The 24,258-nt window shown below is 62.2% G+C and carries 25 protein-coding genes and 2 riboswitches; of the genes, 11 read left to right on the top strand and 14 right to left on the bottom strand.

The window, feature by feature from the left end; translation table 11 throughout:
- Positions 1 to 4: 4 nt before the first annotated feature.
- The 4 genes from cobM to KBY02_RS13265 are packed head-to-tail and all read right to left on the bottom strand — an operon-like array spanning position 5 to position 2,129.
- Positions 5 to 754: a precorrin-4 C(11)-methyltransferase gene (cobM, locus tag KBY02_RS13250; protein WP_024642273.1), complete on the bottom strand. Its 750-nt coding sequence runs from the start codon at positions 752 to 754 to the stop codon at positions 5 to 7.
- A 32-nt stretch (positions 755 to 786) separates the two neighbouring features.
- Positions 787 to 1,236: a cobalamin biosynthesis protein gene (locus KBY02_RS13255; RefSeq protein WP_003400608.1), complete on the bottom strand. Its 450-nt coding sequence runs from the start codon at positions 1,234 to 1,236 to the stop codon at positions 787 to 789.
- Positions 1,214 to 1,936 (bottom strand): CbtA family protein, encoded by a 723-nt coding sequence (locus tag KBY02_RS13260; protein ID WP_003400609.1) that lies wholly within the window; start codon positions 1,934 to 1,936, stop codon positions 1,214 to 1,216. The genes KBY02_RS13255 and KBY02_RS13260 overlap by 23 nt, the downstream gene beginning before the upstream one ends.
- A gap of 10 nt (positions 1,937 to 1,946) precedes the next feature.
- Positions 1,947 to 2,129: a CbtB domain-containing protein gene (locus tag KBY02_RS13265; protein WP_024641522.1), complete on the bottom strand. Its 183-nt coding sequence runs from the start codon at positions 2,127 to 2,129 to the stop codon at positions 1,947 to 1,949.
- A gap of 95 nt (positions 2,130 to 2,224) precedes the next feature.
- Positions 2,225 to 2,440: riboswitch (cobalamin riboswitch) on the bottom strand.
- A gap of 58 nt (positions 2,441 to 2,498) precedes the next feature.
- Positions 2,499 to 2,723, top strand: a riboswitch (cobalamin riboswitch).
- A gap of 118 nt (positions 2,724 to 2,841) precedes the next feature.
- On the opposite strand from KBY02_RS13265, the gene cobW reads away from it, so the two are divergent.
- The 4 genes from cobW to KBY02_RS13285 are packed head-to-tail and all read left to right on the top strand — an operon-like array spanning position 2,842 to position 9,373.
- Positions 2,842 to 3,906 (top strand): cobalamin biosynthesis protein CobW, encoded by a 1,065-nt coding sequence (gene cobW / locus KBY02_RS13270; RefSeq protein WP_024641521.1) that lies wholly within the window; start codon positions 2,842 to 2,844, stop codon positions 3,904 to 3,906.
- A gap of 3 nt (positions 3,907 to 3,909) precedes the next feature.
- Positions 3,910 to 7,674: a cobaltochelatase subunit CobN gene (cobN, locus tag KBY02_RS13275; RefSeq protein WP_225650564.1), complete on the top strand. Its 3,765-nt coding sequence runs from the start codon at positions 3,910 to 3,912 to the stop codon at positions 7,672 to 7,674.
- The gene (locus KBY02_RS13280) at positions 7,674 to 8,708 is read left to right on the top strand and encodes an ATP-binding protein (RefSeq protein ID WP_011268155.1); all 1,035 of its coding nucleotides are present in this window, start codon (positions 7,674 to 7,676) and stop codon (positions 8,706 to 8,708) included. Before cobN ends, KBY02_RS13280 begins: the two co-directional genes overlap by 1 nt.
- Before the next feature lie 53 nt (positions 8,709 to 8,761).
- A complete protein-coding gene (locus tag KBY02_RS13285; protein ID WP_024641520.1) occupies positions 8,762 to 9,373 on the top strand; it encodes a vWA domain-containing protein in 612 nt (203 codons plus the stop codon).
- Between the two features lie 157 nt (positions 9,374 to 9,530).
- On the opposite strand, the gene KBY02_RS13290 is transcribed toward KBY02_RS13285, so the two are convergent.
- The gene (locus KBY02_RS13290) at positions 9,531 to 9,797 is read right to left on the bottom strand and encodes a hypothetical protein (RefSeq protein WP_003315350.1); all 267 of its coding nucleotides are present in this window, start codon (positions 9,795 to 9,797) and stop codon (positions 9,531 to 9,533) included.
- Positions 9,798 to 10,114: 317 nt separating this feature from the next.
- Between KBY02_RS13290 and KBY02_RS13295 the strand changes: the two genes are divergently transcribed.
- Positions 10,115 to 11,440, top strand: a complete 1,326-nt coding sequence (locus KBY02_RS13295) for a sigma-54 dependent transcriptional regulator (protein WP_011268154.1) — start codon at positions 10,115 to 10,117, stop codon at positions 11,438 to 11,440.
- Here the strand turns inward: KBY02_RS13295 and KBY02_RS13300 are convergent.
- Positions 11,417 to 11,962 carry an AAA family ATPase gene (locus tag KBY02_RS13300; RefSeq protein ID WP_024641519.1) on the bottom strand — a complete coding sequence of 182 codons (546 nt, stop codon included), beginning with the start codon at positions 11,960 to 11,962 and terminating at the stop codon, positions 11,417 to 11,419. The genes KBY02_RS13295 and KBY02_RS13300 overlap by 24 nt on opposite strands.
- Complete coding sequence (pnuC, locus tag KBY02_RS13305) at positions 11,959 to 12,522, bottom strand: nicotinamide riboside transporter PnuC (protein WP_003400615.1); 564 nt, start codon at positions 12,520 to 12,522, stop codon at positions 11,959 to 11,961. The genes KBY02_RS13300 and pnuC overlap by 4 nt, the downstream gene beginning before the upstream one ends.
- Before the next feature lie 251 nt (positions 12,523 to 12,773).
- On the opposite strand from pnuC, the gene KBY02_RS13310 reads away from it, so the two are divergent.
- A complete protein-coding gene (locus KBY02_RS13310; protein WP_003400617.1) occupies positions 12,774 to 13,604 on the top strand; it encodes an undecaprenyl-diphosphate phosphatase in 831 nt (276 codons plus the stop codon).
- Positions 13,601 to 14,035 carry a DUF1294 domain-containing protein gene (locus KBY02_RS13315; protein ID WP_024651147.1) on the top strand — a complete coding sequence of 145 codons (435 nt, stop codon included), beginning with the start codon at positions 13,601 to 13,603 and terminating at the stop codon, positions 14,033 to 14,035. The genes KBY02_RS13310 and KBY02_RS13315 overlap by 4 nt, the downstream gene beginning before the upstream one ends.
- On the opposite strand, the gene KBY02_RS13320 is transcribed toward KBY02_RS13315, so the two are convergent.
- Positions 14,030 to 14,398, bottom strand: a complete 369-nt coding sequence (locus tag KBY02_RS13320) for an MmcQ/YjbR family DNA-binding protein (protein WP_024639566.1) — start codon at positions 14,396 to 14,398, stop codon at positions 14,030 to 14,032. The two genes, KBY02_RS13315 and KBY02_RS13320, sit on opposite strands and share 6 nt — an antisense overlap.
- Before the next feature lie 126 nt (positions 14,399 to 14,524).
- Here KBY02_RS13320 and pcaD point away from each other — a divergent pair, with 126 nt between their 5' ends.
- From pcaD to KBY02_RS13340, 4 genes are all read left to right on the top strand, one after another.
- Positions 14,525 to 15,316 carry a 3-oxoadipate enol-lactonase gene (pcaD, locus tag KBY02_RS13325; protein ID WP_011268150.1) on the top strand — a complete coding sequence of 264 codons (792 nt, stop codon included), beginning with the start codon at positions 14,525 to 14,527 and terminating at the stop codon, positions 15,314 to 15,316.
- Between the two features lie 80 nt (positions 15,317 to 15,396).
- Positions 15,397 to 16,356 carry a LysR family transcriptional regulator gene (locus KBY02_RS13330; protein ID WP_058821904.1) on the top strand — a complete coding sequence of 320 codons (960 nt, stop codon included), beginning with the start codon at positions 15,397 to 15,399 and terminating at the stop codon, positions 16,354 to 16,356.
- 74 nt (positions 16,357 to 16,430) lie between these two features.
- Positions 16,431 to 17,039: an FMN-dependent NADH-azoreductase gene (locus tag KBY02_RS13335; RefSeq protein ID WP_024651146.1), complete on the top strand. Its 609-nt coding sequence runs from the start codon at positions 16,431 to 16,433 to the stop codon at positions 17,037 to 17,039.
- Between the two features lie 373 nt (positions 17,040 to 17,412).
- Entirely contained in the window at positions 17,413 to 18,453 is a 1,041-nt protein-coding gene (locus KBY02_RS13340; protein ID WP_011268147.1) for an alpha/beta hydrolase family protein, read from the top strand.
- 9 nt (positions 18,454 to 18,462) lie between these two features.
- On the opposite strand, the gene KBY02_RS13345 is transcribed toward KBY02_RS13340, so the two are convergent.
- The 6 genes from KBY02_RS13345 to KBY02_RS13370 all read right to left on the bottom strand — a co-directional run bounded on the left by KBY02_RS13345 (position 18,463) and on the right by KBY02_RS13370 (position 24,246).
- Positions 18,463 to 19,116, bottom strand: coding sequence for a glycosyltransferase (locus KBY02_RS13345; protein ID WP_003400627.1), 654 nt, complete (start codon positions 19,114 to 19,116; stop codon positions 18,463 to 18,465).
- A complete protein-coding gene (locus tag KBY02_RS13350) occupies positions 19,085 to 19,711 on the bottom strand; it encodes an SAM-dependent methyltransferase (protein ID WP_024641518.1) in 627 nt (208 codons plus the stop codon). The genes KBY02_RS13345 and KBY02_RS13350 overlap by 32 nt, the downstream gene beginning before the upstream one ends.
- On the bottom strand, positions 19,708 to 20,481 hold the full coding sequence (locus KBY02_RS13355; protein WP_024641517.1) for a PIG-L deacetylase family protein: 774 nt from the start codon (positions 20,479 to 20,481) through the stop codon (positions 19,708 to 19,710). Before KBY02_RS13355 ends, KBY02_RS13350 begins: the two co-directional genes overlap by 4 nt.
- A 13-nt stretch (positions 20,482 to 20,494) precedes the next feature.
- Complete coding sequence (locus KBY02_RS13360; protein ID WP_225650565.1) at positions 20,495 to 21,508, bottom strand: acyl-CoA dehydrogenase family protein; 1,014 nt, start codon at positions 21,506 to 21,508, stop codon at positions 20,495 to 20,497.
- Positions 21,505 to 23,688, bottom strand: a complete 2,184-nt coding sequence (gene glgX / locus KBY02_RS13365; protein WP_011268142.1) for a glycogen debranching protein GlgX — start codon at positions 23,686 to 23,688, stop codon at positions 21,505 to 21,507. Before glgX ends, KBY02_RS13360 begins: the two co-directional genes overlap by 4 nt.
- Positions 23,689 to 23,844: 156 nt before the next feature.
- Positions 23,845 to 24,246, bottom strand: a complete 402-nt coding sequence (locus KBY02_RS13370; protein ID WP_011268141.1) for a DUF2934 domain-containing protein — start codon at positions 24,244 to 24,246, stop codon at positions 23,845 to 23,847.
- Positions 24,247 to 24,258: the final 12 nt, after the last annotated feature.

Raw genomic sequence — 24,258 nt, forward strand, 5'->3', positions numbered from 1 at the left:
CTGACTACTTCGGCCTGAACAAGTGGGCATGCCCGGCGCGGTAAAGCGAGGACTCGCTGAAGGTGTCATCGGCAAGCACACGTCCGATCAGAATCAGCGCCGTACGGCGAAAGCCCTTGGCTTGTACCTTTTCCTCAATATCCGCCAGCGTGCCAACGGCCCAGTCCTGATCCGGCCAGCTGGCGCGGTGCACCACGGCAATCGGGCAGTCGGCGCCGTAATGTGGCATGAGCTCCTCGACGATCCGCTGCAGGTTGTTCACCCCCAGATGAATCGCCATGGTTGCCCGATGGCTGGCCAGGCTGGCCAGTTCCTCGCCGCTGGGCATTGAGGTCTTGTCGGCATAGCGGGTCAGAATCAAGCTCTGCGAAACGTCCGGCAGGGTCAGCTCGACGCCCAGCAGCGCAGCGCAGGCAGCGGTCGCGGTGACCCCCGGAATGATTTCGAACGGAATGTTCAGTTCGCGCAGATAGCGGATCTGCTCGCCGATAGCGCCATACAGGCTTGGGTCCCCGGAGTGCACGCGTGCCACATCCTGGCCTTGTGAGTGCGCGCGCTTGATCAGGTCGATGATCTGCTCCAGATGCAGTTCGGCGCTGTTGGTCACCTGCACGGCCTGATGGCCCTCCAGAACGGCGAGGGGCACCAGCGAGCCTGCGTAGATAATGACCGGGCAGCTGCGAATCAGGCGTTGGCCCTTGACGGTGATCAGCTCGGGATCGCCAGGGCCTGCGCCGATGAAATAGACAGTCAATGAATTCTCCGGGGTGAATGAGCGCGGGGAGATTATCCGCTGTGCGCAGGGCTGATTGCCAAGGCAAATGTGGCCTGCGCGCTTTTCTGCCGTTCGATCAGCAGCGTGGCGGTACCGTCTCCCAGTTGCGCCGCCAGCGCCAGAGCCGAGCCTTCGGCGACGCCATGACAGCCAGTGCTCTGGAACACCTGCGCAGAACGGTGCGTGAGGTGCAGTTCCCAGGCCACCAGTTGCGCAGCGTTGAAGCACACCAGCGGCACTGCAAGTTGCCCGGCCAGCTCAAGCAGGCCGGGCTCGGTTTGTTTCAGGTCGATGGACGCCAGCGCGGTCACCCGGCCGATGTCCAGCTCAAGTGCCTGCAGGCTTTGCTCGAGCAGATCGCGCAACAGCGCAGCCGAGCAGCCGCGCCGACAGCCCAGCCCGGCCACCAGTGCTGCGCCGGGTTGAAGCGTCGCTGGATCAGGCTTGATGCAGGTCGACATTGTCGTTATGCACATCGTTTCTGCGGAACAGCCAGGCACTGATCAATCCCAGCGCGACCCAGAACAGCGCGTTGGTCAGCAGCGAGGCCATCATGAACTGCGATTCCAGCGCCTCGGGAGCAAGGCTTTCATGGACCAGCGGCTGTGGCGCGCCAAGCACATGCGGGACCAGCAAAATCGCCACACCCAGTGCTTTGAGCAGCCAGTTCTGACCGAACACCAGCAAGGCCAGCCCGGCGGCAGTCGACGCGGCAGCGCCGAGCCACCACAACTGCCGCTGGCTCAGCTCGGCCGCGGCTGTGCCTGGCAGTTCGGGTGGCAGGCCAAAGGTGGGGGCCAGCACGAACACGGCAAAACCCGCCAGCCCCCACCATGCGCCTTGCACGGTGCGACCCGGCGCGCGCAGGGTGTAAAGCCCGGCAAGCATCAGCGCAAAGCCCACCGCGACCACCAGGTTACCGCCAGTGGTGGATAGCACACGCTGCCAGCCGTTTTCGGGCTCCCAGGCCGCTTCTTCATGGGCATGGCTGTGTTCGGCCATCGCGCCGTCCGCGTGCTGATGCAGTTGCTCGGCAGGCGCGTTTTCGTAGGTCTCGGCCTGCTGGATCAGCGGCACCACCCACAGGCTTTGCAGCAGGGTCAGCAGCAGGGCGGCGAGCAGGCCGGTGAAACCTGCGGTATAGGCGATTCGCTTGAACAATGTGTGGCCCTCAATGGCAAGGAAAGGCAGCGCTGTGACGGGTATCGTGTGCCGCGTTGTGTACGGCCGCGATGTGCGAGAAACCGGCGAAGTACACCAGGCAGGCGCCGAGAAGCGCAGCGCTGATGGCGGCGGTCAGGCGTTGAATGCGTGTGGAGCTGGGTGCGGCGGCGTGGCTGCTGATGGTCGACATGGCGTTCCCTCTTGATGATCGGCAAGTGGGCCACGCGCAAAAGAACCTGCCGGCAGACGCCGGAGGTTTCAACTGCGCCCGCCCACCGCGGGTTTGTCATTGCAAGCATATCGGGCCGGTCTCCGGGCTCGCGAGGGGCCGAGACGTCAGTGCGTCAAAGCCTGCAAGGCCACCTTCCCATGCCAGTGGCACAGTGGATCAGACCTACGCTCGCTTACCGTTGCGGGGGCAGCACCGGACTTGCTCGACAACGCGAGCGCACCGGTTTCCCGTTTCACCCCGTGAGGGGCACCCGAAACAAGGCGCACAGGAGAGCATGGGCGGCGGGGCAGCGTCAATCTGAACGATTGACCTGTCTGCAGTCACTGCGTAGCCTTGCCGGTTCGAGGTTCTCCCTGGGTAAAACATCACCCAGTGGAGCTAAGACGGGAATGCGGTACATGCCGCAGCTGCCCCCGCAACTGTAAACGGTCATGTTCATTGCACAGCCACTGCTGCGGCGGGAAGGCGCGATGAATGCGTGTCGGCACGTTGTTCATTGCCTGCCGCACGCCGCCGTGAGCCAGGAGACCTGCCTCGAACGGGCCACACGTGCTGCGGCCCTGGAGAATTCTCACTACAACCGGGCGGGGTGATCCGGTGGCGATCCGATCTGCGTGTCATGCATGCGGCTCTCGTCCTGTTTGCCCGCCGCATTGCCAAAGGGCACCTGATGAAAACACTGGCCAAGCTTCCCGTCACCATCGTCACCGGCTTCCTCGGCTCGGGCAAGACCACCCTGTTGCGGCACATGCTCGACAACGCCGAAGGGCGGCGCATTGCGGTCATCGTCAATGAGTTCGGCGAGCTGGGCATCGACGGAGAAATCCTCAAGCAGTGCACGATCGGCTGCACCGAAGAAGAAGCCAACGGCCGGGTCTACGAACTGGCCAACGGTTGCCTGTGCTGCACCGTGCAGGAAGAGTTCTTCCCGGTCATGCGCGAACTGGTCGCGCGCCGTGGTGATCTGGACCATATCCTGATCGAAACCTCGGGGCTGGCGCTGCCCAAGCCGCTGGTCCAGGCTTTTCAGTGGCCGGAAATCCGCAACGCCTGCACGGTCGATGCGGTGATCACGGTGGTCGACAGCCCGGCGGTACTGGCCGGTACCTTCGCTGCCTTCCCGGATCAGGTCGATGCGCAGCGCAAACTCGATCCCAACCTGGACCACGAGTCGCCCCTGCACGAACTGTTTGCCGATCAACTGGCCAGCGCCGATCTGGTGATCCTCAACAAGGCCGACATGATCGACGCCGAAGGTCTGGCGACGGTGCGTGCCGAAGTTGCCGAGGAGCTGCCGCCTGCGGTCAAGGTGATCGAAGCCAGCAGCGGTCGCCTGCCGATCAGCGTGCTGCTGGGTGTCGGTGCCGAGTCCGAGCTGCACATCGACGCTCGCAAGACCCACCATGATCACCACGACGATGACGATCATGATGACCACGATCACGACGCGTTCGATTCGATTTCCCTGAAGCTGCCGCAAGCCGATGAAAAAGTCCTGCTCGATGCACTGAATCAGCTGGTGGTGCAGCACGGCATTTTGCGTGTGAAGGGCTTCGCGGCCATTCCCGGCAAACCGATGCGCCTGCTCATTCAAGGTGTCGGCACGCGTTTCGACAAGCATTTCGACCGCGCCTGGCGTGCCGATGAAGAGCGTGCCACGCACCTGGTGCTGATCGGTCAGGAGCTGGATGCCGCAGCCCTGCAAGTGCAACTCAACGCTGCGATTGCCGGCTGACCCATGCATTTACTGAGAACCCAGCCCGGCGGTTTCGTACCTGACGACAATATTGCCGATCTGGGCCAGACGCCGGCCGAGCTGGTGATTCTCTGCAGCGGCGACTCCAGCCTGGCGCTGCTGGCCGAAGCTGCCCGGCAGCTCCCCGAAGACTACCCCAGCCTGCGTCTGGCCAACCCGATGCAGGTCCAGAATCACGCCTCTGTCGACCTGTACGTCGATGAAGTGCTGCGTCACGCAAAGGTCATTCTGATTTCGCTGCACGGCGGTATCGGCTACTGGCGCTATGGCGTCGAGCGGCTGATGGAGCTCGCGGCACGTGGTGTTCAGGTCATTCTGGTGCCCGGTGATGACCGCCCTGATCCGGAACTGAGTGATCTGAGCACCGTGCCTGCCGCAGAGCGCGATCGACTCTGGCAGTTCCTGCGTCAGGGCGGCCTGCAGAACGCGCTGCAACTGTACAACTGCATGGCCAGTCGCTGGCTGGACCGCGATTACTCATGGGCCGAGCCCGCGCCGTTGCCGCGCACGGCCATCTACCATCCGCGACTGGCAAGCGCGCAGCTTGCCGATTGGCAGGCAGACTGGCTTGCCGAGCAGCCGGTGGCGGCGCTGCTGTTCTATCGCTCGCACCTGCAGGCCGCCAATACCGGTTTCATCGACGAGTTCTGTACGCGCTTGCAGGCGCAAGGCATCAACCCGCTGCCCATTGCCGTGGCCAGCCTCAAGGAACCCGGCTGTTTCACTCAGGTGGAGGACTGGCTGGATGAGGCTGAAACCGAGCTGATCCTCAATACCACCGGTTTTGCCCAGTCGAGTCCGGAAGCGCCGCATCTGCGGCCGTTTCGGCGCAACGTGCCGGTCATTCAGGCCATCTGCGCGCAGGACAACGAGCCTGCCTGGCAGGCCAGCGAACAGGGCCTCGGCGCTCGCGATCTGGCGATGCACATTGCCTTGCCGGAGCTGGACGGACGGATCATCAGCCGGCCGATCAGCTTCAAGGACCTGGCCTGGCGCAGTGAGCGCAGCCAGTCGGACGTGGTCTGCTACCGCGCCCAGCCGGACCGGATGGATTTCGTCGCGGAATTGGCGCGGCGCTGGATCGAGCTTGCACGCCTGCCCAATGGCGAAAAGCGCGTGGCGCTGATCCTCGCCAATTACCCGACTCGCGACGGAAGGATCGGCAATGGTGTGGGGCTCGATACGCCTGCTGCGGCGCTGAATATCCTGCGCGCCATGCAGGCCGAAGGCTATCCGCTGGCACCGTTGCCGGACAGCGGCACCGAACTGATCCAGCAACTGCTGGGCGGTGTGACCAATGATCTGGACAGTATCGACCAGCGCCCGTGTCAGCAGAGCATGGCGCTGGAGGAATACCTGGCGGCGTTCAACGAACTGCCGCAGGAAAACCGCGACGCAGTGAATGCCCGCTGGGGCACGCCGGACACCGATCCGATGTTTCGCAGCGGCCGGATGATGATCGCCGGACTGCGCTTTGGCCTCACGTTCATCGGCATTCAACCGGCGCGGGGTTATCAGGTCGACCCGAGCGCGGTGTATCACGACCCGGATCTGGTTCCACCCCATGGCTATCTGGCGTTCTACTTCTGGCTGCGCAAGGCCTACGGCGCGCATGCGGTGGTGCATGTCGGCAAGCACGGCAACCTCGAATGGCTGCCCGGCAAGGGCGTGGGGCTGTCGCGAACCTGCTGGCCGGACGCGGTGCTGGGCGCCATGCCGAACATCTATCCGTTCATCGTCAACGATCCGGGCGAGGGCGCACAAGCCAAGCGGCGCACTCAGGCGGTCATCATCGATCACTTGATGCCGCCGCTGACCCGCGCGGAGACCTACGGCCCGTTGCGCAATCTGGAACTGCTCGCCGACGAATTCTACGAAGCGCAAATGCTCGACCCGCGCCGCGCGCGCGAGCTGCAGCGGGACATTCTCGAACTGGTTCGTGAAACCCATATCGACCGCGAACTGGCGTTGGGCGAGAACCTCGACAGCGATGCCGACGCGGCGCTCTGGCTGCCACGTCTGGACACTTACCTGTGTGACCTGAAGGAATCGCAGATTCGCGATGGTCTGCATATCTTCGGTCAATCGCCGCAAGGTCGCCTGCGCATCGACACCTTGCTGGCCCTGCTGCGTATCCCGCGTGGTGACGGGCGTGGCGCGCAGTCCAGTCTGTTGCGCGCGTTGAGCAAGGCGTTCGAGCTGGACTTCGACCCCTTGAACTGCGAGTTGGCCGAACCCTGGACCGGCCCGCGTCCTGCTGCGTTGCAGCACCTGAGCAGCGACCCCTGGCGCAGTGCGGGCGACGCGCGCGAGCGGCTGGAGCTTTACGCCGCCATCCTTATCGAACGTGTCACGCAGGGCGAAGCGTTGACCGACTTGCCGGCGCACGATGATCTGGCGCTGATTCTCGACAGCTTGCGTGACGTTGTCGCGCCGCGTCTGGATGCCTGCGGCCCCGGCGAAATGCAGGGCATGCTCGATGCCCTGAGTGGTCGCTTCGTTCCGGCAGGCCCCAGCGGCGCGCCGAGCCGGGGCCGTCTGGATGTGCTGCCCACCGGCCGCAACTTTTTTACCGTGGACGTGCGCAACCTGCCGACCACCACGGCCTGGCGAATCGGCTTCCAGTCCGCCAACCTGTTGCTGGAACGTCACCTGCAGGACCATGGCGATCACCTGCGCCAGCTGGGGCTGTCGGTATGGGGCACGGCGACCATGCGTACCGGCGGTGACGACATCGCCCAGGCCATGGCGCTGATGGGCGTGCGTCCGGTGTGGGCGACGGGCAGTCAGCGGGTCGACGACTTCGAGATTCTGCCGATCAGCCTGCTCGACCGCCCGCGAGTGGACGTGACACTGCGGGTCTCCGGTTTCTTCCGCGACGCGTTCGCCAACCTCATCAAGCTGTTCGACGCTGCGGTGCAGGCCGTCGCGGCGCTTGACGAGCCCGACGACCTGAACCCGCTGGCGGCCAGGGTCCGTGAAGAACGGCAAGGCTTCCTCGCAGAAGGTCTGGACGAAGACGAGGCGGCGCGTCAGGCCGGCTGGCGGATATTCGGTGCCAAGCCCGGTGCCTATGGCGCTGGCGTACAGGGTGCTATCGATGGCCGCCTGTGGCAGAGCCGCGACGACCTTGCCGAGGTTTACCTGAACTGGGGCGGTTACGCCTATGGCGCTGCCGATGAAGGTACGCCTGCGCGTCAGCGCTTTGCCCAGCGGCTTTCTCAGGTGCAGGCGGTGCTGCAGAATCAGGACAATCGCGAGCACGATCTGCTCGACTCAAATGACTACTACCAGTTTCAGGGCGGCATGCTCGCCGCTTCTGAAAGCCTCAGCGGGCAGAAGACCGCCAGTTACCATGGCGATCACAGCCAGCCCGACCTGCCGAAGATCCGCACCCTCAAGGAAGAGCTGAACCGGGTGATACGCTCGCGCGCAGCGAATCCGAAATGGATCGAAGGGGCCAAGCGCCATGGTTACAAAGGTGCTTTCGAAATGGCCGCGACCGTGGATTTCCTGTTCGCGTTCGATGCGACCACCGAGCTGATCGATGATCACCAGTACGCGCTGCTCGCCGACGCCTATCTGCTGGACCCGGCGACTCGCGATTTCATCGCCGAGCACAACCCCGATGCCTTGCGCGACATGACCGAGCGCATGCTCGAAGCCCAGCAGCGCGGCCTCTGGCAGGAGCCTGGCGAGTATCAGCAGGCGCTGGAAGACCTGCTCCTGGACATAGAAGAGAACTGATGACCGTGTCTGATTCAACGATGAGCGAAACTCCGCATTTTCCACTGGCCGCTGTGGTCGGTGCTGATGACCTGAAACTGGCGTTATGCCTGACTGCCATTGACCCGCGCATCGGCGGCGTGTTGATCGAAGGGCCAAGAGGCATGGCCAAGTCGACGCTGGCCCGCGGTTTGGCCGATGTGCTGGCCAGCGGTCAGTTCGTCACCTTGCCGCTGGGCGCTACCGAAGAGCGTCTGGTCGGCACGCTGGACCTTGACGCCGCGCTGAGCGAAGGCCGCGCGCGCTTCTCTCCGGGCGTGCTGGCCAAGGCCGACGGTGGCGTGCTGTATGTCGATGAGGTCAACCTGCTTGCCGACCATCTGGTCGACCTGCTGCTGGACGTCGCAGCCAGCGGCGTCAACCTGGTCGAGCGCGACGGTATCTCCCATCGTCATGCTGCGCGTTTCGTGCTGATCGGTACCATGAACCCCGAAGAGGGCGAATTGCGCCCGCAGTTGCTGGATCGCTTTGGCCTCAATGTGGCCCTGAGCGGCCATACGCTGCCTGCCGAGCGCAGTCAGATCATCCGTCGCCGTCTGGATTTCGACAGCGATCCGCAGGGCTTCTGCCAGCACTGGCAAACGCAGCAGGATGCCTTGAAGCAGCGCTGTGAACAGGCACGTCAGTTGCTGTCGGGCATTGAACTGGATGACCAGTCCCTGGCAATGATCACCGAGCGCTGCTTTGCCGCAGGTGTCGACGGCATGCGCGCCGATCTGGTCTGGCTGCGGGCTGCGCGCGCGCATGCGGCGTGGCGGGGGGCCGGGCACATTGAAGAGCAGGACATCGAGGCGGTTGCCGAATTTGCCTTGCGTCATCGGCGTCGCGAGCCCTTACCGCCGCCGCAAAACTCCGAGGCGCCGCCACCGCCACCGGGCTCGTCCAGCAAACAGGCCGAGCCTGAAAGCGGGCAGGGCAACTGGGGTGAGTTGCCCGCTCAGGCCGTCACGACCGGATCACGCCGCGAAGTGCCGAGCTGGCCAAAAAAGCCCTAGGCATCCGCCCCCGCGCCATACAGGGGGCGGATGCCATTCCCCGTCCCGGTCGACTGGCCAGCGGCAGGCAGGGCGCTGTGCGTGTCGGAGCTGACGGCCCGGTGCAATGGTTGCCGACCTTTTTGCGCGGTCAGCCGAAGAGCTACAAGGACCTGGTTCGCCAGCCGCGTAGCAGCCGGCCCAGCGAGTTATTGCTGGTGATTGTCGATGCTTCGGCGTCTACCCGCCGCCATCAGGCGTTGAGTCAGGCCAAGGGCCTGCTGTCGCAGATGTTCGACGATGCCTATCGACGCCGGGCTCGGCTGGCCTTGCTGACCGCCAGCGGCACTGCGCCACGCTGGCAGCATCAAGGGCTGAAGGCCTCGTCGGCGTTGACACCCTGGCTGGATGCACTGGGGGCTGGTGGTGGTACGCCGTTGCCGGAAGCGCTGCAACAGGCGGCTGAATGGTTGGCGCAACGGCAAAAACGCTATCCGGCTGAACAGCAGCGGGTTCTGGTGCTGACCGATGGTCGGATCAAGTCGTTACCGGCACTGCCTGCGTTCGACTGCGCCAGTTTGCTGATCGATATCGAGAAAGGCCCGATCCGCCTGGGAAGGGCGCGGGAACTGGCATCGAGTCTGGGGGCCGAGTATCGGCACATCGATGAGTTGAAGCGGGTCTGAGGATGGGGAATCCGTCAGGCCCTGCTCTCTTGCCGATGCTCTGCGGGGTTGGCGCGCGCAGAGCATGGCACTGAGAACACATTCCTGTGGGCGCGGCTAGTGCGGCGATCCCACAGGTTTTCCATTACGCCAAGCGGGGAGCCCGCTCGGTCAGGCATCAAGCCGGCATGGTCCACGGCTCAAGGTCGTAGCCTTCGTTGCTGATTTCTGCACGGGCCTGTTCCAGAGCGCTGGCCAGCTGGCGCTTGTCGGAATAGGTGCTGCTCGGGATCTGCTTGCGACCGATACGGTTGCTGGTGCGGTCGATCACCGTCAGGCTCAGTTCGCCGTTACCGTCCTGTGGTGCCCAGGCAACACACTGGAAGGGTTCAAAAGCGTGTCCAGCGATCAGAAGTGCATCGTTGAAGCGCAGTGGGGCGTTCATGGTCGTTTCCTCAAGTGCCCATATCAATTCAGTCACGTCGGCGGGCTAACCGTCCGGCTGGTTACTTGTGTTGATGAACGACAAGGGGGCTTGAGTCACACTGTTCACTGAAAATAGTTGCGAATTATTTTCGGCGGGCACGCGCGTGAAGAAGGGTCGGGCAGGTAACGCATTAATGACCGCAGGTTATGAGCGTTAGACCCAAACGGTACAACGCCGCGTCAAATATTTGCTAGGGTGATGGTTGGGCTCGCCAACAGACTGTTTATAAAAAGCTTTTAAAAATCCCTCCATACGCCGGGCGCCAAGGAAACTTCATGCATGGATCGGCCCCAACACGACGTCTGTTAATGCTCGACGGCGGTGACGACTGTCATCCATTGATCGCAGTTCTGATCGCAGCCGGCTGGACGGTGCAGGAAAGCCCATCGGGTTCGGCAATCATTTCTGATTGTGATGTAGGCCTCATTCACCTGACGTCCGATCATTTTGAACACGTGTCCAGGCTCGAGGCGCTGTTCGTTAACAGCCCCGTGCGCTGGATTGCAGTGCTGTCAGCCAGTGATTTGCGACGTGAGAAAATCGGCGATTTCGTCTGCCGCTGGTTTTTCGACTTCCATACGCTGCCTTTCGATGCAGGTCGGCTGCATGCCTCGCTGGACAGAGCATTGACTGCCGGGCACCCGAATGTGCAGGGCGCGCCATCGCAATTCAGCGCGGAGCCCGAGCTGCTCGGCGACAGTCGGCCTGTCCGTGAATTGCGCAGGCTGCTGAGCAAACTGGCGCCCACCGATTCGCCGGTACTGATCAGGGGCGAGCGGGGCACGGGCAAGGAACTGATCGCGCGCAGCCTGCATACTCAGTCCTTGCGACGTGACAAACCCTTTATCGTCGTTGATTGCGCAACGCCTGACGGGCAGTCGATCCACGCCGTGCTGTTCGGTCATGAGGACGGCGAATTTGACGATGCTCAAGAGCGCAGGGTCGGGCTGCTTGAGGCCGCAGACGGCGGCACGCTGTTGCTCGATGAGGTCGGTGAGCTCCCGCTGGATACCCAGGCGAGCCTGCTGCGCTTTCTCGAAGACCGGCAGATCGAACGCGCGGACGGCGGCGAACCGATTGCAGTGGATGTGCGGGTGCTGGCCGCCACTCGCGAGGATCTTGAAACGGCCGTACGCAAAAAGCGCTTTCGCGATGACCTGTATTACCAGCTCAATGTACTGCAGGTCGGTGTAGCGCCGCTGCGCGAGCGCCATGGCGATCTGGCGCTGCTGGCTAACCATTTCGCCCATTTGTACAGTCAGGAAACCGGCAGGCGGGCGCGCAGTTTCAGTCAGGATGCGCTGGTGGCGCTGGGCAAGCACGATTGGCCGGGCAATGTGCGCGAACTGGCCGGTCGCGTTCGGCGCGGGCTGGTGCTGGCCGAAGGCAGGCAGATAGAGGCGGCAAACCTGGGCCTGCTTGGCGAAGAGGACAGCATTGGCAGCATGGGGACGCTGGAGGATTACAAGTCGCGTGCCGAGCGTCAGGCGTTGTGCGACGTGTTGACGCGCCACAGTGACAATTTGAGTGTGGCGGCCAGAGTGCTGGGTATTTCGCGGCCAACGTTCTATCGGCTGTTACACAAGCACCAGATCCGCTGAGTCGCCCAGCAACTGTGAGACAGCGGTCAGCGCCTGTTCGCGGCGCTGCTCCCAGTTACCGCCCACTACCCGGTAAGCCTGCAGGTGGTGTTCCAGCCATTCCCGGCTGGCGTCGAAAAAGGCCTGGCGTTCACCCAACTGCGGCTGGCAGCGCTGGCCGTCGCTGATCCAGTCAACGCCTTCGGGCGACAGCAGCAGGTGCAGGTCATAGGATCGGCTCAGCAGTTGCTGTTCGATCCACGCAGGGCAATCGCCGAACAGGGTGCGGCTCCAGAGCATGTTGCTCAACAGGTGCGTGTCGAGTATCAGCAAGTTTGGCTCGGCGCTGCGCGCGGCGTCCTCCCAGGCCAGCTGGCCCCGGGCGATGGCCGGTATGTCGGCGTAATCGGTATCGCGGCCCTGCTGATCGATGAACTGCCGGACGTATTCGCCGACCAGCAGGCCGCCAAACCTATGCTGTATTTGCGCCGACAGCCAGCTCTTGCCGCTGGACTCGGGGCCGGTGAGGACCAGAACTTTCATCGCGCCAGCGCCAGATCGTTACGCCACTCGCGCCAGCCCTGTACCGCCAGCAGGGTGAACAAGCCATACAGCGCAGCCGTCAGGTACAGCTCCTTGTAGATGAACAGGCCGACGAAAATCACATCGAGCAGGATCCACAGCGGCCAGCACTGAACGCGTTTTTGCGCCATCCAGACCTGCGCCACCAGACTGAACCCGGTCAACGCGGCGTCCAGCCAGGGTTGTGCAGCATCGGTGAAATGCGCCATGCCGGCACCCAGTGCAACGCTGATGAGTGCGCCGACCGCCAGCCCCTTGAGCACCGAACTGTTCTGCAACGTGGTTACGGCTTTGACCGGCAGGCCGTCACCGTGCCGGGTCCATTGCAGCCAGCCATAGACCTGCAGGCCTGCGTAGATGACCTGCAGAAGCATGTCCGAATACAGCTTCACGTCGAAGAATATCCAGATGTAAATCACCACCATGACCAGGCCGATTGGCCAGCACCAGGGATTCTGCTTCACTGTCAGCCAGACTGCGATAACGCCGATGGCGGCAGCGAAGAGTTCAAGCCCGGACATGGCGGCTCCTTGGTGAGGGTAGTGAGGGGTGGGGCCGGCGATTGTATGCGCTTCTGCGCGCGGCGTGCAGCTTGTGTTGCGCCAGAGCTTACGTCAGCAGGCGTTGTGCGTGCAGGTCTGCTAGCATTCCGCGCCGTGCATTTGCGCGAGTTTCTTCAAGCTTCGTTCAGGCATGTAGCGGCATAGTGGCAAGCATTTTTTACACGACAACATTAAACAGCGAGCCTGCGGCATCGCTTCATGGGGGAATGATGGATCTTTGGACCGCTGCTCAGGCGTTGATATTGGGTGTTGTAGAAGGGCTGACGGAGTTCCTGCCGATCTCCAGTACCGGGCATCAGATCATCGTCGCCGACCTGATCGATTTTGGCGGCGAGCGCGCCATGGCCTTCAACATCATCATTCAGTTGGGGGCGATTCTGGCAGTAGTCTGGGAGTTTCGGCGCAAGATCCTCGACGTCGTCGTGGGTTTGCCCAAACAGCAACAAGCGCAGCGTTTCACCCTCAACCTGCTGATCGCCTTCATGCCGGCCGTGGTGCTGGGCGTGATCTTCGCCGATACCATTCACCACTACCTGTTCAATGCCATTACCGTGGCCACGGCGCTGGTCATCGGTGGGGTGATCATGCTTTGGGCCGAGCGCCGCGAGCACACCGTGCGCACCGAAACCGTCGATGATATGAGCTGGAGCGATGCGCTCAAAATAGGCTTGGTACAGTGCCTGGCGATGATCCCCGGCACCTCGCGTTCGGGTTCGACGATCATTGGCGGCCTGCTGTTCGGCCTGTCCCGCAAGGCGGCGACCGAATTCTCGTTCTTCCTGGCCATGCCGACCATGGTCGGTGCCGCGGTGTATTCGGGCTACAAGTACCGTGACATGTTTCGCCCGGACGACTTTGCGGTGTTTGCTATCGGCTTCGTTACTTCGTTCATTTTTGCGATGATCGCAGTGCGCGGTTTGCTCAAGTTCATTGCCACTCACAGCTATGCGGTGTTCGCCTGGTATCGCATCGCTTTTGGCCTGCTGATTCTGGCGACCTGGCAGTTTGGCTGGATCGACTGGGCATCGGCCAAGGCATGACAGCGAGCCGCGAGTCGTCACGGCCAGCCAGCCGTGGCAGGTCGCCGGTCCGGCAACTGCGCTTGAAGGTCCTGGCGTTGTTGCTGCTGTGTGCGTTACCGGTCTACGGCACGGCGTCGCTGTGGCTGAGGCAAGTCACGCCGATTCCGGCGCTGGTCCTGATCGTCATGAGCCTGCTGGCGTTCGTGCTTTACCGGCATGACAAGCGACAGGCCGGCAACGCGGGCCAGCGCACGCCGGAGAACGTCCTGCATGGCGTCGAGCTGCTCGGCGGCTGGCCCGGCGCGCTGCTGGCGCAGCAGGTGTTCCGGCACAAGACCCGCAAGGTGTCTTTTCAGGTCGTATTCTGGCTGATCGTGCTGGTGCATCAGGCGCTGTGGATTGACTGGCTGTTTCTGGGCAAGCGGCTTGTGCAGCTGTTGCCGTTATAGCTTCAGGCCGATCTGTTGCCGTTTCGGCAGCCTGCCGACCACCAACTGGTGCGAGCGGGTCAGCAGATCGCGCAACTCATCGGCGCTCAGCGTCTGTACGTTTGCCACGCTGATCCAGTGCGCACGCGCCAGGTAGGGCGCAGGTCGTATGCCGGGTCGATCCACGTAACCCAGAAACAATTCCGGGTGGACCTTGAACGCAAGGTCCTCGCCGGTCAGATCCATGACCGCGAACATTTTCTTTTCGGCGACGGAAAAAACCCGCACGCCGCCCCACTTGTAGTCTTCACGCGCACCCGGCAGATCGAGACAGAATCTGGCGATGTCCTCCTTGTGCAGGCTCTTTTGCGGGCTCTTTGGCATGGATGCTCCCTGGGTTTTGACGGCGCACGGTAAGCTGTTCGATAGCCGCACGGATATTCGATCAGCCGATTGTATGCTGCTGCGACACTCATTAGTGTGCAGCTTTGTCTTTCTCCGGAGTCTCGAATGTCTGCCGTGCAACTCGCTGATGGTCAACTGAACTACCTGCTCGAAGGCCCGGCGGGCGCGCCGGTGCTGGTCTTGTCCAATTCCCTGGGCACTGATCTGCACATGTGGGACAACCAGGTGCCTGCCTTCAGCCGGCACTTTCAGGTGTTGCGTTACGACACGCGCGGCCATGGCAAATCGCTGGTCAGCGAGGGCAGTTACAGCATCGAGCAAAACGCTCGCGACGTGTTGGCGCTACTCGACGCGCTGGGCATCGACAAGGCTTTCTTCTGCGGCCTGTCCATGGGGGGGCTGATCGGCCAATGGCTGGCAATCAATGCGCCGCAGCGCCTGCACAAGGTCGTTCTGTGCAATACGGCCGCCAAAATCGGCAACCCCGATGTCTGGAATCCTCGCATCGAAACCGTGCTGCGTGACGGCCAGGCAGCCATGGTCGCGTTGCGCGATGCCTCGATCGCACGCTGGTTCACACCATCCTTCGCGGACGCCGAGCCTGCTGCCGTCGACACGGTCGTCGGCATGCTGGCACGCACCTCGCCACAGGGTTACGCGGCCAATTGCGCGGCTGTGCGCGATGCGGATTTCCGGGAGCAGATCGCGTCCATCGAGCTGCCGGTGCTGGTGGTCTGTGGCACGCAGGATGCTGTAACGACCCCGGCGGACGGGCGTTTCATGGTCGAACGGATTAAGGGAGCGCAGATCATCGAACTGCACGCGGCGCACCTGTCCAGTGTCGAAGCGGGTGAGGCATTCACTGTACCGGTGCTGGCATTTCTGACTGCCGAATGACCCGGCGCGATCCTCCGTCCCGGTCTTGAGGCACGGGGCACGGCGCTGCATACTCCCGGCTCTGAAAACGAGGTGGCCGGGTGTTTGATCTCAACGATCTGTTTTATTTCGTCCAGGTGGTCGAGTGCCTCGGCTTTGCGCCGGCAAGCCGCAAGCTGGGGATCCCCAAGTCCAAGCTCAGCCGGCGCATTGCCGGACTTGAGGAGCGCCTGGGTGTTCGGCTGATTCACCGCTCGACGCGCACCTTCGCGGTGACCGAAAGCGGGCGCGACTATTACGCTCACTGCGTGGCCATGCTGGTCGAGGCCGAGGCGGCCGAAGAGGCCATCCTGCGTTCCAAATCCGAACCGCAGGGCAGGGTGGTGATCAGTTGTCCCCCTGCTTTGGCGGCGATGGGCTTCAACGAGACCATCGCCCGTTTCGCGGCCGAGCACCCCAAGGTTCAGATCCAGGTCGAAAGTACCAACCGACGCGTCGACCCGCTGACCGAGAACATCGACATTGCGCTGCGTGTGCGCTTTCCACCGCTCGAGGACGACGGGCTGGTGGTCAAGAAGCTTGGGCACAGTGCCCAGCGTCTGGTGGCACGCGCCGACCTGGCGGCCAGGCTGTCGGCAACGCCTTCTCTCGACGCGCTGTCGACGCTGCCCAGCCTCGACATGCCTTCTTCGAATCATGAGCACCGCTGGTTGCTGGAGACGCAGCCCGGTCACTATGCCGAAATACGCCACACGCCCCGGCTCATCAGTTCGGACCTGGACATGATGCTGCAGGCCGCGTTGCAGGGTGTCGGTGTGGCCCAGCTTCCAGAGCTGATTGTCAGGGAAGCCTTGCAGGACGGACGCCTGGTAGAGCTGTTCAGCGAGCACCGACCCAAGTGCGGCATCGTGCATGCCGTGTTCGCCTCGCGCCGTGGCCTGCTTCCTGCCGTCAGAGGCCTGCTGGATGTGTTCGAGACCTCATTCAAAGAGCTGAGCCTGAGCCCCGACTCACTCTATTGTTCTCTTAATAGAACGAACAGTCGCATTCAAGACCACTAATCATCTATTGCGATCAAGGATAGGATGCTCGCCACTTCATCGCTCAGTGGCGATTTTCTTATGGGAGCTACGTTATGAATCTATTGCACCTCGACTCCAGCATCCTCGGCGATCACTCTGCTTCGCGTCAGCTGACCCATGAGGTTGTCCAGGCCTACCTGACTGCGCACGCCGACAGCCAGGTCACCTACCGCGATCTGGCCAGCGATGCGCTTGGGCATTTCTCAGCCGCCAGCCTCGCCGCAGCGGGCACGCCGGTAGAAGTCCGTGACGCCGCCCAGCAGCAGGAAGTGGCAGGCAACGAAGCCACCTTGCAGCAGTTTCTCGATTCGGACGTGCTGGTCATCGGCGCACCCATGTACAACTTCACCATCCCGACCCAGCTGAAAGCCTGGTTTGACCGGATTCTGATCGCGGGTCGCACGTTCCGTTACTCCGAAGCAGGTCCTGAAGGCCTGTGTGGCGGCAAGAAAGTCATTATCGTCTCTACCTCGGGCGGTCTGCACGCCGGGCAACCCACTGGCGTAGGTCACGAAGAGCTGCTCAAGACGCTATTTGCCTTCATCGGTATCACCGACCTGCAATTCGTCCGTGCCCACGGCCTGGCGTATGGCGAAGAGCCGCGTGCCAACGCCATGAGCGCTGCTCAGCAGTACATCCAGAACGAGTTGTTCGCGGCCTGATCGAGCGCGCTCTGCACAAAACTCCACAACCTGCGCGGGATTGCTGTCGGGTTGTGGAGTTTTTTTGTTTCTGATTCGTGGCGATGGGCTGCAGTGAGCGGCGCGTTGACGGGATACAACCTTGACAGCTTTCTTACAGGTAGCGGGGTTCTTAGGGGACTAAACTAGGGTTTTCGCGCACTGCTTGTCAGGCTGGCGGAAATATTCGCCCTCGCGAAAAAACAACGGGCAGTTTATGGCCCGGCTTGTGCACTATTTCTGTTTTCAACACTCATATCTGGGTGGGAACGGCGCGCTGGAGCATGATGCTCGACACAAGCGCTTGATGGATTGTCCGGACGAGGTTCCGGATTTGCAAAGGTTGGGCCTTGCCATGGTACGTCTTTGTGCAGTGATGCTGGTTTTCCTGCTCGATAGCCTTGTTTCGGTGCACGCTCAGGCGGATGAGTCCTGGAGCGCGGGCTATCACCAGTTGAGTTTCCCTGATCCGCTGGATTCCCAGCCGGTCGAGGCTATCGCCTTTTACCCGTCGACCGCGGCCGAGCAAGTGAGCATGCTTCATGGTTACCGTGTCGAGGCCGGTGAAGAAGCGCCCATCGCAATGGGCCGTTTCCCCTTGTTGTTGCTGTCGCACGGCAACACCGGTACCCCGCTGGCACTGCATGACCTGGCCACTTCGCTGGCCCGCCAGGGGTTTGTGGTGGTTGCCGTGGTCCATCCTGGCGACAATGATCGCGATCACAGCCGTCTCGGCAGCCTGAGTAACCTGTACGGGCGACCGCTGCAGATTTCCGAAGCGATCAGCACGGCCTTGCTCGACCCCTTGCTGGCCCCCTATCTCAATGCCCGGCAAGTGGGCGTGATCGGTTATTCGGCCGGTGGCGAAACCGCGCTGATTCTCGCCGGCGCACAACCTGATCTGCAGCGTCTGCGTCAGTACTGCGCCGAGCGCCCGACAGACCGTGATGCGTGCAAGACGCAGGGCGAACTGGTCGCGGACCGTGATGACCTTCACGCTCAGGCGGATCCGCGGGTCGGCGCATTGATGTTGATGGCCCCGTTGAGTCTGATGTTCGGCCGTCATACGCTGGGTGATGTGCACGTGCCGGTACTGATGTACGCGGGGGATGACGATCAGTTGCTGGCGATCGACCGAAACGCAGAGGCGCTGGCGCGCAAGCTGCCGCAGCCACCCGACTACAAGTTACTCGCCGGCGCAGGGCACTTTGTCTTCATGGCACCGTGCAGTGATGAGCAGCGCGCGAGTGCGCCGTTGCTGTGCAATGACCCTGACGGCGTGGACCGCGAGGATATTCACCGTAACCTGAGTGCCGAAGCGGTGCGTTTCTTCAGTGCGGCGCTCAATTCCGCAGACGATGACCGTTCAGGCATGCAGACGGCGCATCATCAGTAAACACGCCGTTCAGGCATTCAGCGAACTCAGAAAATCGCCGAACCCGCCCCTGGCTTTCGAGTCGAGGCGGGTGCTGGTTGTGACCTTCGGGCGGCAGCTCCAGGCAATCCGCGCACCGATCAATTCCAGTTGCCGAACCAGGTGCACGTCCTCGTGGCAGGGCAGTGCCGGAAATCCACCGGCGCTGATATACGCAATCGAGCTGACGCCCAGGTTGGCACCATGAATGTGTCGGTGGCCGTCACGGTGCTGATAATGCTGCAGGTAAGCGGCCTGTGCGGCCGCCGAGATGTCCTTGCTCCAGTCGCCGGGCGTCACCGTTCCGCACACCGCGTCGGCATCCAGCGCCAGCTGTTCGGCAAGCCAGTCGTTGGCCACGGTACTGTCGCCATCGGTACACGCCAGCCAGCGTGCGCCCCGGTCGAGAAGAAACTCCGCGCCCTGTGCCCGAGCCTGGCCCACGTTGCGCGCCGACACTTCGAGAATCATCACGCCATGCGCCCGTGCGATCTCCGCCGAGCGATCGGTGCAGCTGTCGAGAACCACCAGCACTTCCACGCATTCGCCCTTGAGGTCGGGGTGTGCAGCCGCCTGCTTTATCGTTTCGAGACACAAGTCGAGTAACTGCTCTTCATTGTGCACCGGGATCAGAATGCCGATCATCGGAGAATTCCTGTTCTGCTACGGATGTTCCATCACGACTCCACAGGTCCAGCAGGAAATCCTGTTCGTGATGACTGAAAAGTCGGTGCATGGACAAGCGTGCAGCAAGGATGTCGTGAACCGCCTCGGCGTTCAGCGGGCAGCCTTCGATATCGGGCCGCCAGTGACAGGCGAGCAACTGGCCGTCCGGTGCCAGGGCCGCCAGTGCGCGGTCGATCAGGCCGTGCAGGTCGTCGGCGTCCAGGTAATAACCCATCTCGCTGAAGACGATCAGGTCGAATTCGCCCTGCGGCCATTGCTGCGGCAAACGCGCTTGCAACACTCGGGCATGGGGCTGATCGGCCAGACGCTTGCGTGCCAGGTCCACCGCCAGATTCGAGGTGTCGCAGCACACCAGTGCATCGCAGCGCCCGGCAAGGTCGGCACTGAGTTCGCCGTTGGCACAGCCGGGCTCGAATACCGAGCGGTAGCGTTCGCGGGGCAGAGCCGCCAGGGTCAGGGCGCGCTTGCGCCGTTCATACCAGCGTTGCTTGAATGCCCACGGGTCATCGTTGTTGAGAAACAGCTCATTGAAATAACTGTCCTCGACGCTCATGTGAACACCACTTCAAAGGGCTGCAGCAGCCTTTCCAGCACTGCGTCCGGCAAAACCGGGGAAAGACCGATGGCCGGATCACCCTGCAACTGACTGGTGAACGCCTGGGCGGCATTGCGTTTATGGGCCAGCGTCACCGGATCGAGCAGCAGCTTGCGCGCTCTGTCCCACGGCAGACGCTGGTCTTCAGGGTCAGCCCAGTGCCAGGCCCAGACCGGCACTTCGTGGAACTGTGCTCCGGTTGACGCGCAGGCCTTGGCACTGGCTCTGCCGACCGCTTCATGGTCGCTGTGGCCATCTTCTGCCCAGGTGGCGAACACCACGTCGGCAGGGCCCAGATGCTGTTCAAGAAAAGTCACCAGATGATCTTCCGCTGCGGCCACGGCGCCGTCCTGAAGGCCACCACGCAACCACTCAAGGCGCTCGGCAGGTATGCCGAGGCGATTCAAGGCTTCGGCACTTTCCTCAGGTCGGGCTTTGGACAGACGATCGACGGGCCAGAGCGCGGAGCCCGGATGGCTGGCTGTACCATCGGTGACCGAGATCAGTAACAGATTGCGTTCCAGTTGTGCCAACTGGCTCATCAGACCGCCACAGGCCAATACTTCATCATCCGGGTGCGGGGCGATGATCACGGCTCGGCAATTGGTCGGCACCAGCAGGTCTGCGGTGATCACAGGCAGGCCGTGCAGCCTGGTCGAAGCATTCCAGGCGGCGAGGGAAGTACCCTGGCCGGACTCGTCATCACTCACTACGAACCCTTCACTCATGCTCTATACGCTCTCATAGTGACCACGTGCGTGCAGCGGGCAACGCCTTGCCGGACAACTGGCCCAATGCGGCCAGGTCCTGTTCGGCGTGGCTCTGACGCAGGAAAACCGGCAGGTCGGTGATCAGCCGGGCAAAGTGCGGGTCCTTGCAATAAGGCCCGGCGCCGACGGCCCGGCCCACATGCTGGATCACCAGATCGGCGGCTTGCTCGACATAAGCACGGCAGCGTCTGGCAAGCACTTCGGCATTATCGGTCGGGGCCTGATCCAGGTGCGTGGCAGCGGCGCGCAACACATCGATTGCGGCATGCAGCGCTACGTCCGCAGCGCCGAGGTGCGCGAGGGCGTGCGGCTCTTCGCGCTTGCCGACATGGGCCAGCAGGCGCTGCGCAATGGCGCGTGATGCGCCGTACCAACAGGCCGCGATGCCGATGCCGCCCTGCCAGAAGCCAGGTCTGTCGAGATAGCCGCCGGGCGAACCGATCGCTTGACCGATGGCGTTGTCGAAAACCACGTCAATGCTGCCGGTCGCACCCATGCCCACTGCGCGCCAACCGTCGCTGGTCATGTGTACGCCGGGCTGGTCAAGGCGTACTGCAACCAGCTGCTGGTGATGATCGACGTCCCATGCCGTGATCAATGCGTGGCTCAACGCCGAAGCGCCTGAGCACCATGCCTTGCGGCCGTGCAGGCGCAAGGCATCACCTGCGCCGCTGATATTCACCCGTGCCTGTGGCGGCTCTGCCGCCCACATGCCCCAGGTGCTGAATTGTTCGGGGGGCGGGGCACCCAGTTCGGCCATGATTGCCAAGGCGTCTGTGTGCCCCTCGTACAACTTGCACAACCCCAGGTCGTGGCCTGCAACGCAGGCCAGCGCCCGCCAGCGCTCAAGTGTCTGACCGCGGGCAGGCAGGGGAAGCTGATCCAGACCTTCATTGACCAATGCCTGTAAGCACTCGCCCAGCGCACGCGTATCGGCATAACCGTGCTTGCGCCAGTCGAGGAACTCACTCAAGGCATCAATCATTGCTGGTCTTCACGCTTCAGTTCAAACAGCAGCAGGGAACGCGGCGTTACGGTGTATTGCGAACCGAACGCAAAGTGCTCCTTGCTGCGTGCATCATCCTGATTGGTGTCGATCAGGCACTCGTAATGGGTACCTTCAGGCACTTCCGGCAGGGTGAAATTGACGCCGTCGTGATGCGCGTTGACCACCAGCAACAGCGTGGCGTCGGCACCCGCGCGACGGATACCGGTTTCCTGTGCGCGACCATCCATCAGCATGCCCAGGCAACGGCCATTGGCATCGTGCCATTGCTCGACACTCATCTCGTTGCCATCCGGAGCAAGCCAGGTGACGTCCTTGACGCCGATCTCTTCGTTGTAGTCGCCTACCAGGAAGCGGCTGCGACGCAGGATCGGGTAGGTCTGACGCAGCTTGATCACGCGGGTGACGAACTTGAGCAGCGCTTCGCCATCTTCGTCCAGATCCCAGTTGATCCAGCCAATCTCGCTGTCCTGGCAGTAGGCATTGTTGTTGCCGTGCTGAGTGCGCGCGAACTCGTCGCCCGCAACAATCATCGGCGTGCCTTGTGCCAGCAGCAGGGTGGCGAAGAAGTTACGCATCTGGCGCAGACGCAGGCTGTTGATTTCCGGATCTTCGGTCGGACCTTCGACGCCATGGTTCCAGGACAGGTTGTTGTTGCTGCCATCCTGGTTGTTTTCGTCGTTAGCTTCGTTGTGCTTGTCGTTGTACGACACCAGGTCATGCAGCGTAAAACCATCGTGCGCAGTGATGAAGTTCACGGATGCCTGCGGACGACGGCCGCGCTGGTTGAACATGTTGCCGGACGCGGTCATGCGTGCAGCGAAGTCGGCCAGTTGAGCTTCGTCGCCTTTCCAGAAGGCACGAACCGTATCGCGGAACTTGTCGTTCCATTCCATCCAGCCTGGTGGGAAACCGCCCACCTGGTAGCCGCCCGGACCGCAGTCCCACGGCTCGGCGACCAGTTTGACCTGACGCAGCACCGGATCTTGACGGCAGGCGACCAGGAAGCTGTGGCGCTCGTCGAAACCATCGTGGTAGCGGCCCAGAATGGTCGCCAGGTCGAAGCGGAAGCCGTCGACGTGCATTTCCGAAGCCCAGTAGCGCAGCGAGTCGGTGACCATTTGCAATACGCAAGGGTGGCTCAGGTCGAGGGTGTTGCCGGTGCCCGAGTCGTTGATGTAGTAGCGCTTGTCGTCCGGCATCAGGCGGTAGTACGAGGCGTTGTCGATACCGCGCATCGACAGGGTAGGGCCCAACTCGTTGCCTTCAGCGGTGTGGTTGTAGACCACATCGAGGATGACCTCGAGCCCGGCGTGGTGCAGGTGCGCAACCATTTCCTTGAACTCGGCAATCTTGCCGCTTGCCAGGTAACGCGGGTCCGGGGCGAAGAACGCGATGCTGTTGTAGCCCCAATAGTTGGTCATGCCCTTTTGCAGCAAATGCTGGTCGTTGACGAAGGCATGAATCGGCAGCAGCTCGACGGAGGTCACACCCAGCTTGCGAATGTGCTCGACGACCGGCGCTGATCCGAGACCGGCAAACGTGCCGCGCAGCTCTTCGGCCACCTCAGGGTGACGCATGGTGATGCCGCGTACGTGGGTTTCGTAGAAAATCGTTTTGTCCCAAGGCGTGCCAACGCGCTGATCACGGCCCCAGGTGTAGGCCTCATCGATCACCTTGCTTTTCGGTACGAAAGGGGCGCTGTCGCGCTCGTCGAAGCTCAGGTCGCCGTCAGGATGGCCGATGGTGTAACCGAACAGCGCTTCCGACCACTTCAGCTCGCCGACCAGTTGCTTGGCGTACGGGTCGATCAGCAGCTTGTTGTGGTTGAAACGATGACCATTCTTCGGATCGTACGGGCCGTACACGCGATAGCCGTAGATCTGGCCCGGGTGCGCATCCGGCAGATAGCCGTGGTAAATCTCGTCGGTGTATTCCGGAAGTTCGATGCGTTCCAGTTCGATTTCGCCAGTGGAGTCGAACAGGCACAGCTCTACCTTGGTGGCGTTTGCCGAGAACAGGGCGAAGTTGACGCCCAGGCCATCCCAGCTTGCACCGAGAGGAAAGGGAAGTCCTTCACGAATGCGAGACGGGGTACTGCCAGGGTTGTCTAGCGGGGCTGAATTATCTTCTGCCGGTGTAGTGGACTTCGTATTCATGGTGACTTCCTGACGTCGAATGATTTTCTGAGCGGCCAAGGCCGCTATCGAAGCCGCGGGCTCCGATACTGACGATAATCTAAGGGGTTGTAGCAGGCCTCATCTCTGGTCAGAGCGAGACCTGCAATAATTGACCGGTGCGCGGCCAGAAGAGTTTCAAGAATTCGACGGCTTGCGCGGCTTCTTGGGAGCAGGTTTGGCGGGCGCCTCTTTGGCAGGAGCGTCGGTTGCAGCGGCTGCAGCGGGCTTGGCCTTGGGAGCAGGTTTGGCAGCCGCCTTGGGTGCAGGCTTGGGCTTGGCTTCACCAGCAGGCTTTGGCGCAGGCGCCGATTTTGCAGCGGGCTTGGCTGCGCCCTTGGCAGGCGCCTTGGCGCTGTCTACCTCAGGCAGCTTGGGCTTGGTCGATTTGCGCACACCGGACTTGTTCGGTGCCAGCGCTTCGGCCTCGGCCAGCTTGCGCGCCATTTCCCAGTGACGCTCGTCGTGACCGGAAGGTTTACCCTCCGATTCCCAGATTTGGTAAGCAAATTCGCGAATTCTTTTTTCGTCGGCACTCATCTTGAGACTCCC

Source organism: Pseudomonas sp. P129 (assembly GCF_020312195.1).
GTDB lineage: Bacteria > Pseudomonadota > Gammaproteobacteria > Pseudomonadales > Pseudomonadaceae > Aquipseudomonas > Aquipseudomonas fragariae.

What these genes read in the sequence shown, in the direction of transcription:
- KBY02_RS13315 (WP_024651147.1), top strand. Translation starts at nt 13,601, where the DNA reads ATGACAGCGAGCCGCGAGTCGTCACGGCCAGCCAGCCGTGGCAGGTCG.
- KBY02_RS13350 (WP_024641518.1), bottom strand. Translation starts at nt 19,711, where the DNA reads ATGAGCGTCGAGGACAGTTATTTCAATGAGCTGTTTCTCAACAACGAT.
- KBY02_RS13295 (WP_011268154.1), top strand. Translation starts at nt 10,115, where the DNA reads ATGCATGGATCGGCCCCAACACGACGTCTGTTAATGCTCGACGGCGGT.
- cobN (WP_225650564.1), top strand. Translation starts at nt 3,910, where the DNA reads ATGCATTTACTGAGAACCCAGCCCGGCGGTTTCGTACCTGACGACAAT.
- KBY02_RS13345 (WP_003400627.1), bottom strand. Translation starts at nt 19,116, where the DNA reads ATGATCGGCATTCTGATCCCGGTGCACAATGAAGAGCAGTTACTCGAC.
- KBY02_RS13370 (WP_011268141.1), bottom strand. Translation starts at nt 24,246, where the DNA reads ATGAGTGCCGACGAAAAAAGAATTCGCGAATTTGCTTACCAAATCTGG.
- KBY02_RS13300 (WP_024641519.1), bottom strand. Translation starts at nt 11,962, where the DNA reads ATGAAAGTTCTGGTCCTCACCGGCCCCGAGTCCAGCGGCAAGAGCTGG.
- glgX (WP_011268142.1), bottom strand. Translation starts at nt 23,688, where the DNA reads ATGAATACGAAGTCCACTACACCGGCAGAAGATAATTCAGCCCCGCTA.
- KBY02_RS13290 (WP_003315350.1), bottom strand. Translation starts at nt 9,797, where the DNA reads ATGAACGCCCCACTGCGCTTCAACGATGCACTTCTGATCGCTGGACAC.
- pnuC (WP_003400615.1), bottom strand. Translation starts at nt 12,522, where the DNA reads ATGTCCGGGCTTGAACTCTTCGCTGCCGCCATCGGCGTTATCGCAGTC.
- KBY02_RS13310 (WP_003400617.1), top strand. Translation starts at nt 12,774, where the DNA reads ATGGATCTTTGGACCGCTGCTCAGGCGTTGATATTGGGTGTTGTAGAA.
- cobW (WP_024641521.1), top strand. Translation starts at nt 2,842, where the DNA reads ATGAAAACACTGGCCAAGCTTCCCGTCACCATCGTCACCGGCTTCCTC.
- KBY02_RS13340 (WP_011268147.1), top strand. Translation starts at nt 17,413, where the DNA reads ATGGTACGTCTTTGTGCAGTGATGCTGGTTTTCCTGCTCGATAGCCTT.
- KBY02_RS13320 (WP_024639566.1), bottom strand. Translation starts at nt 14,398, where the DNA reads ATGCCAAAGAGCCCGCAAAAGAGCCTGCACAAGGAGGACATCGCCAGA.
- KBY02_RS13265 (WP_024641522.1), bottom strand. Translation starts at nt 2,129, where the DNA reads ATGTCGACCATCAGCAGCCACGCCGCCGCACCCAGCTCCACACGCATT.
- KBY02_RS13255 (WP_003400608.1), bottom strand. Translation starts at nt 1,236, where the DNA reads ATGTCGACCTGCATCAAGCCTGATCCAGCGACGCTTCAACCCGGCGCA.
- KBY02_RS13360 (WP_225650565.1), bottom strand. Translation starts at nt 21,508, where the DNA reads ATGATTGATGCCTTGAGTGAGTTCCTCGACTGGCGCAAGCACGGTTAT.
- KBY02_RS13335 (WP_024651146.1), top strand. Translation starts at nt 16,431, where the DNA reads ATGAATCTATTGCACCTCGACTCCAGCATCCTCGGCGATCACTCTGCT.
- KBY02_RS13355 (WP_024641517.1), bottom strand. Translation starts at nt 20,481, where the DNA reads ATGAGTGAAGGGTTCGTAGTGAGTGATGACGAGTCCGGCCAGGGTACT.
- pcaD (WP_011268150.1), top strand. Translation starts at nt 14,525, where the DNA reads ATGTCTGCCGTGCAACTCGCTGATGGTCAACTGAACTACCTGCTCGAA.
- KBY02_RS13280 (WP_011268155.1), top strand. Translation starts at nt 7,674, where the DNA reads ATGACCGTGTCTGATTCAACGATGAGCGAAACTCCGCATTTTCCACTG.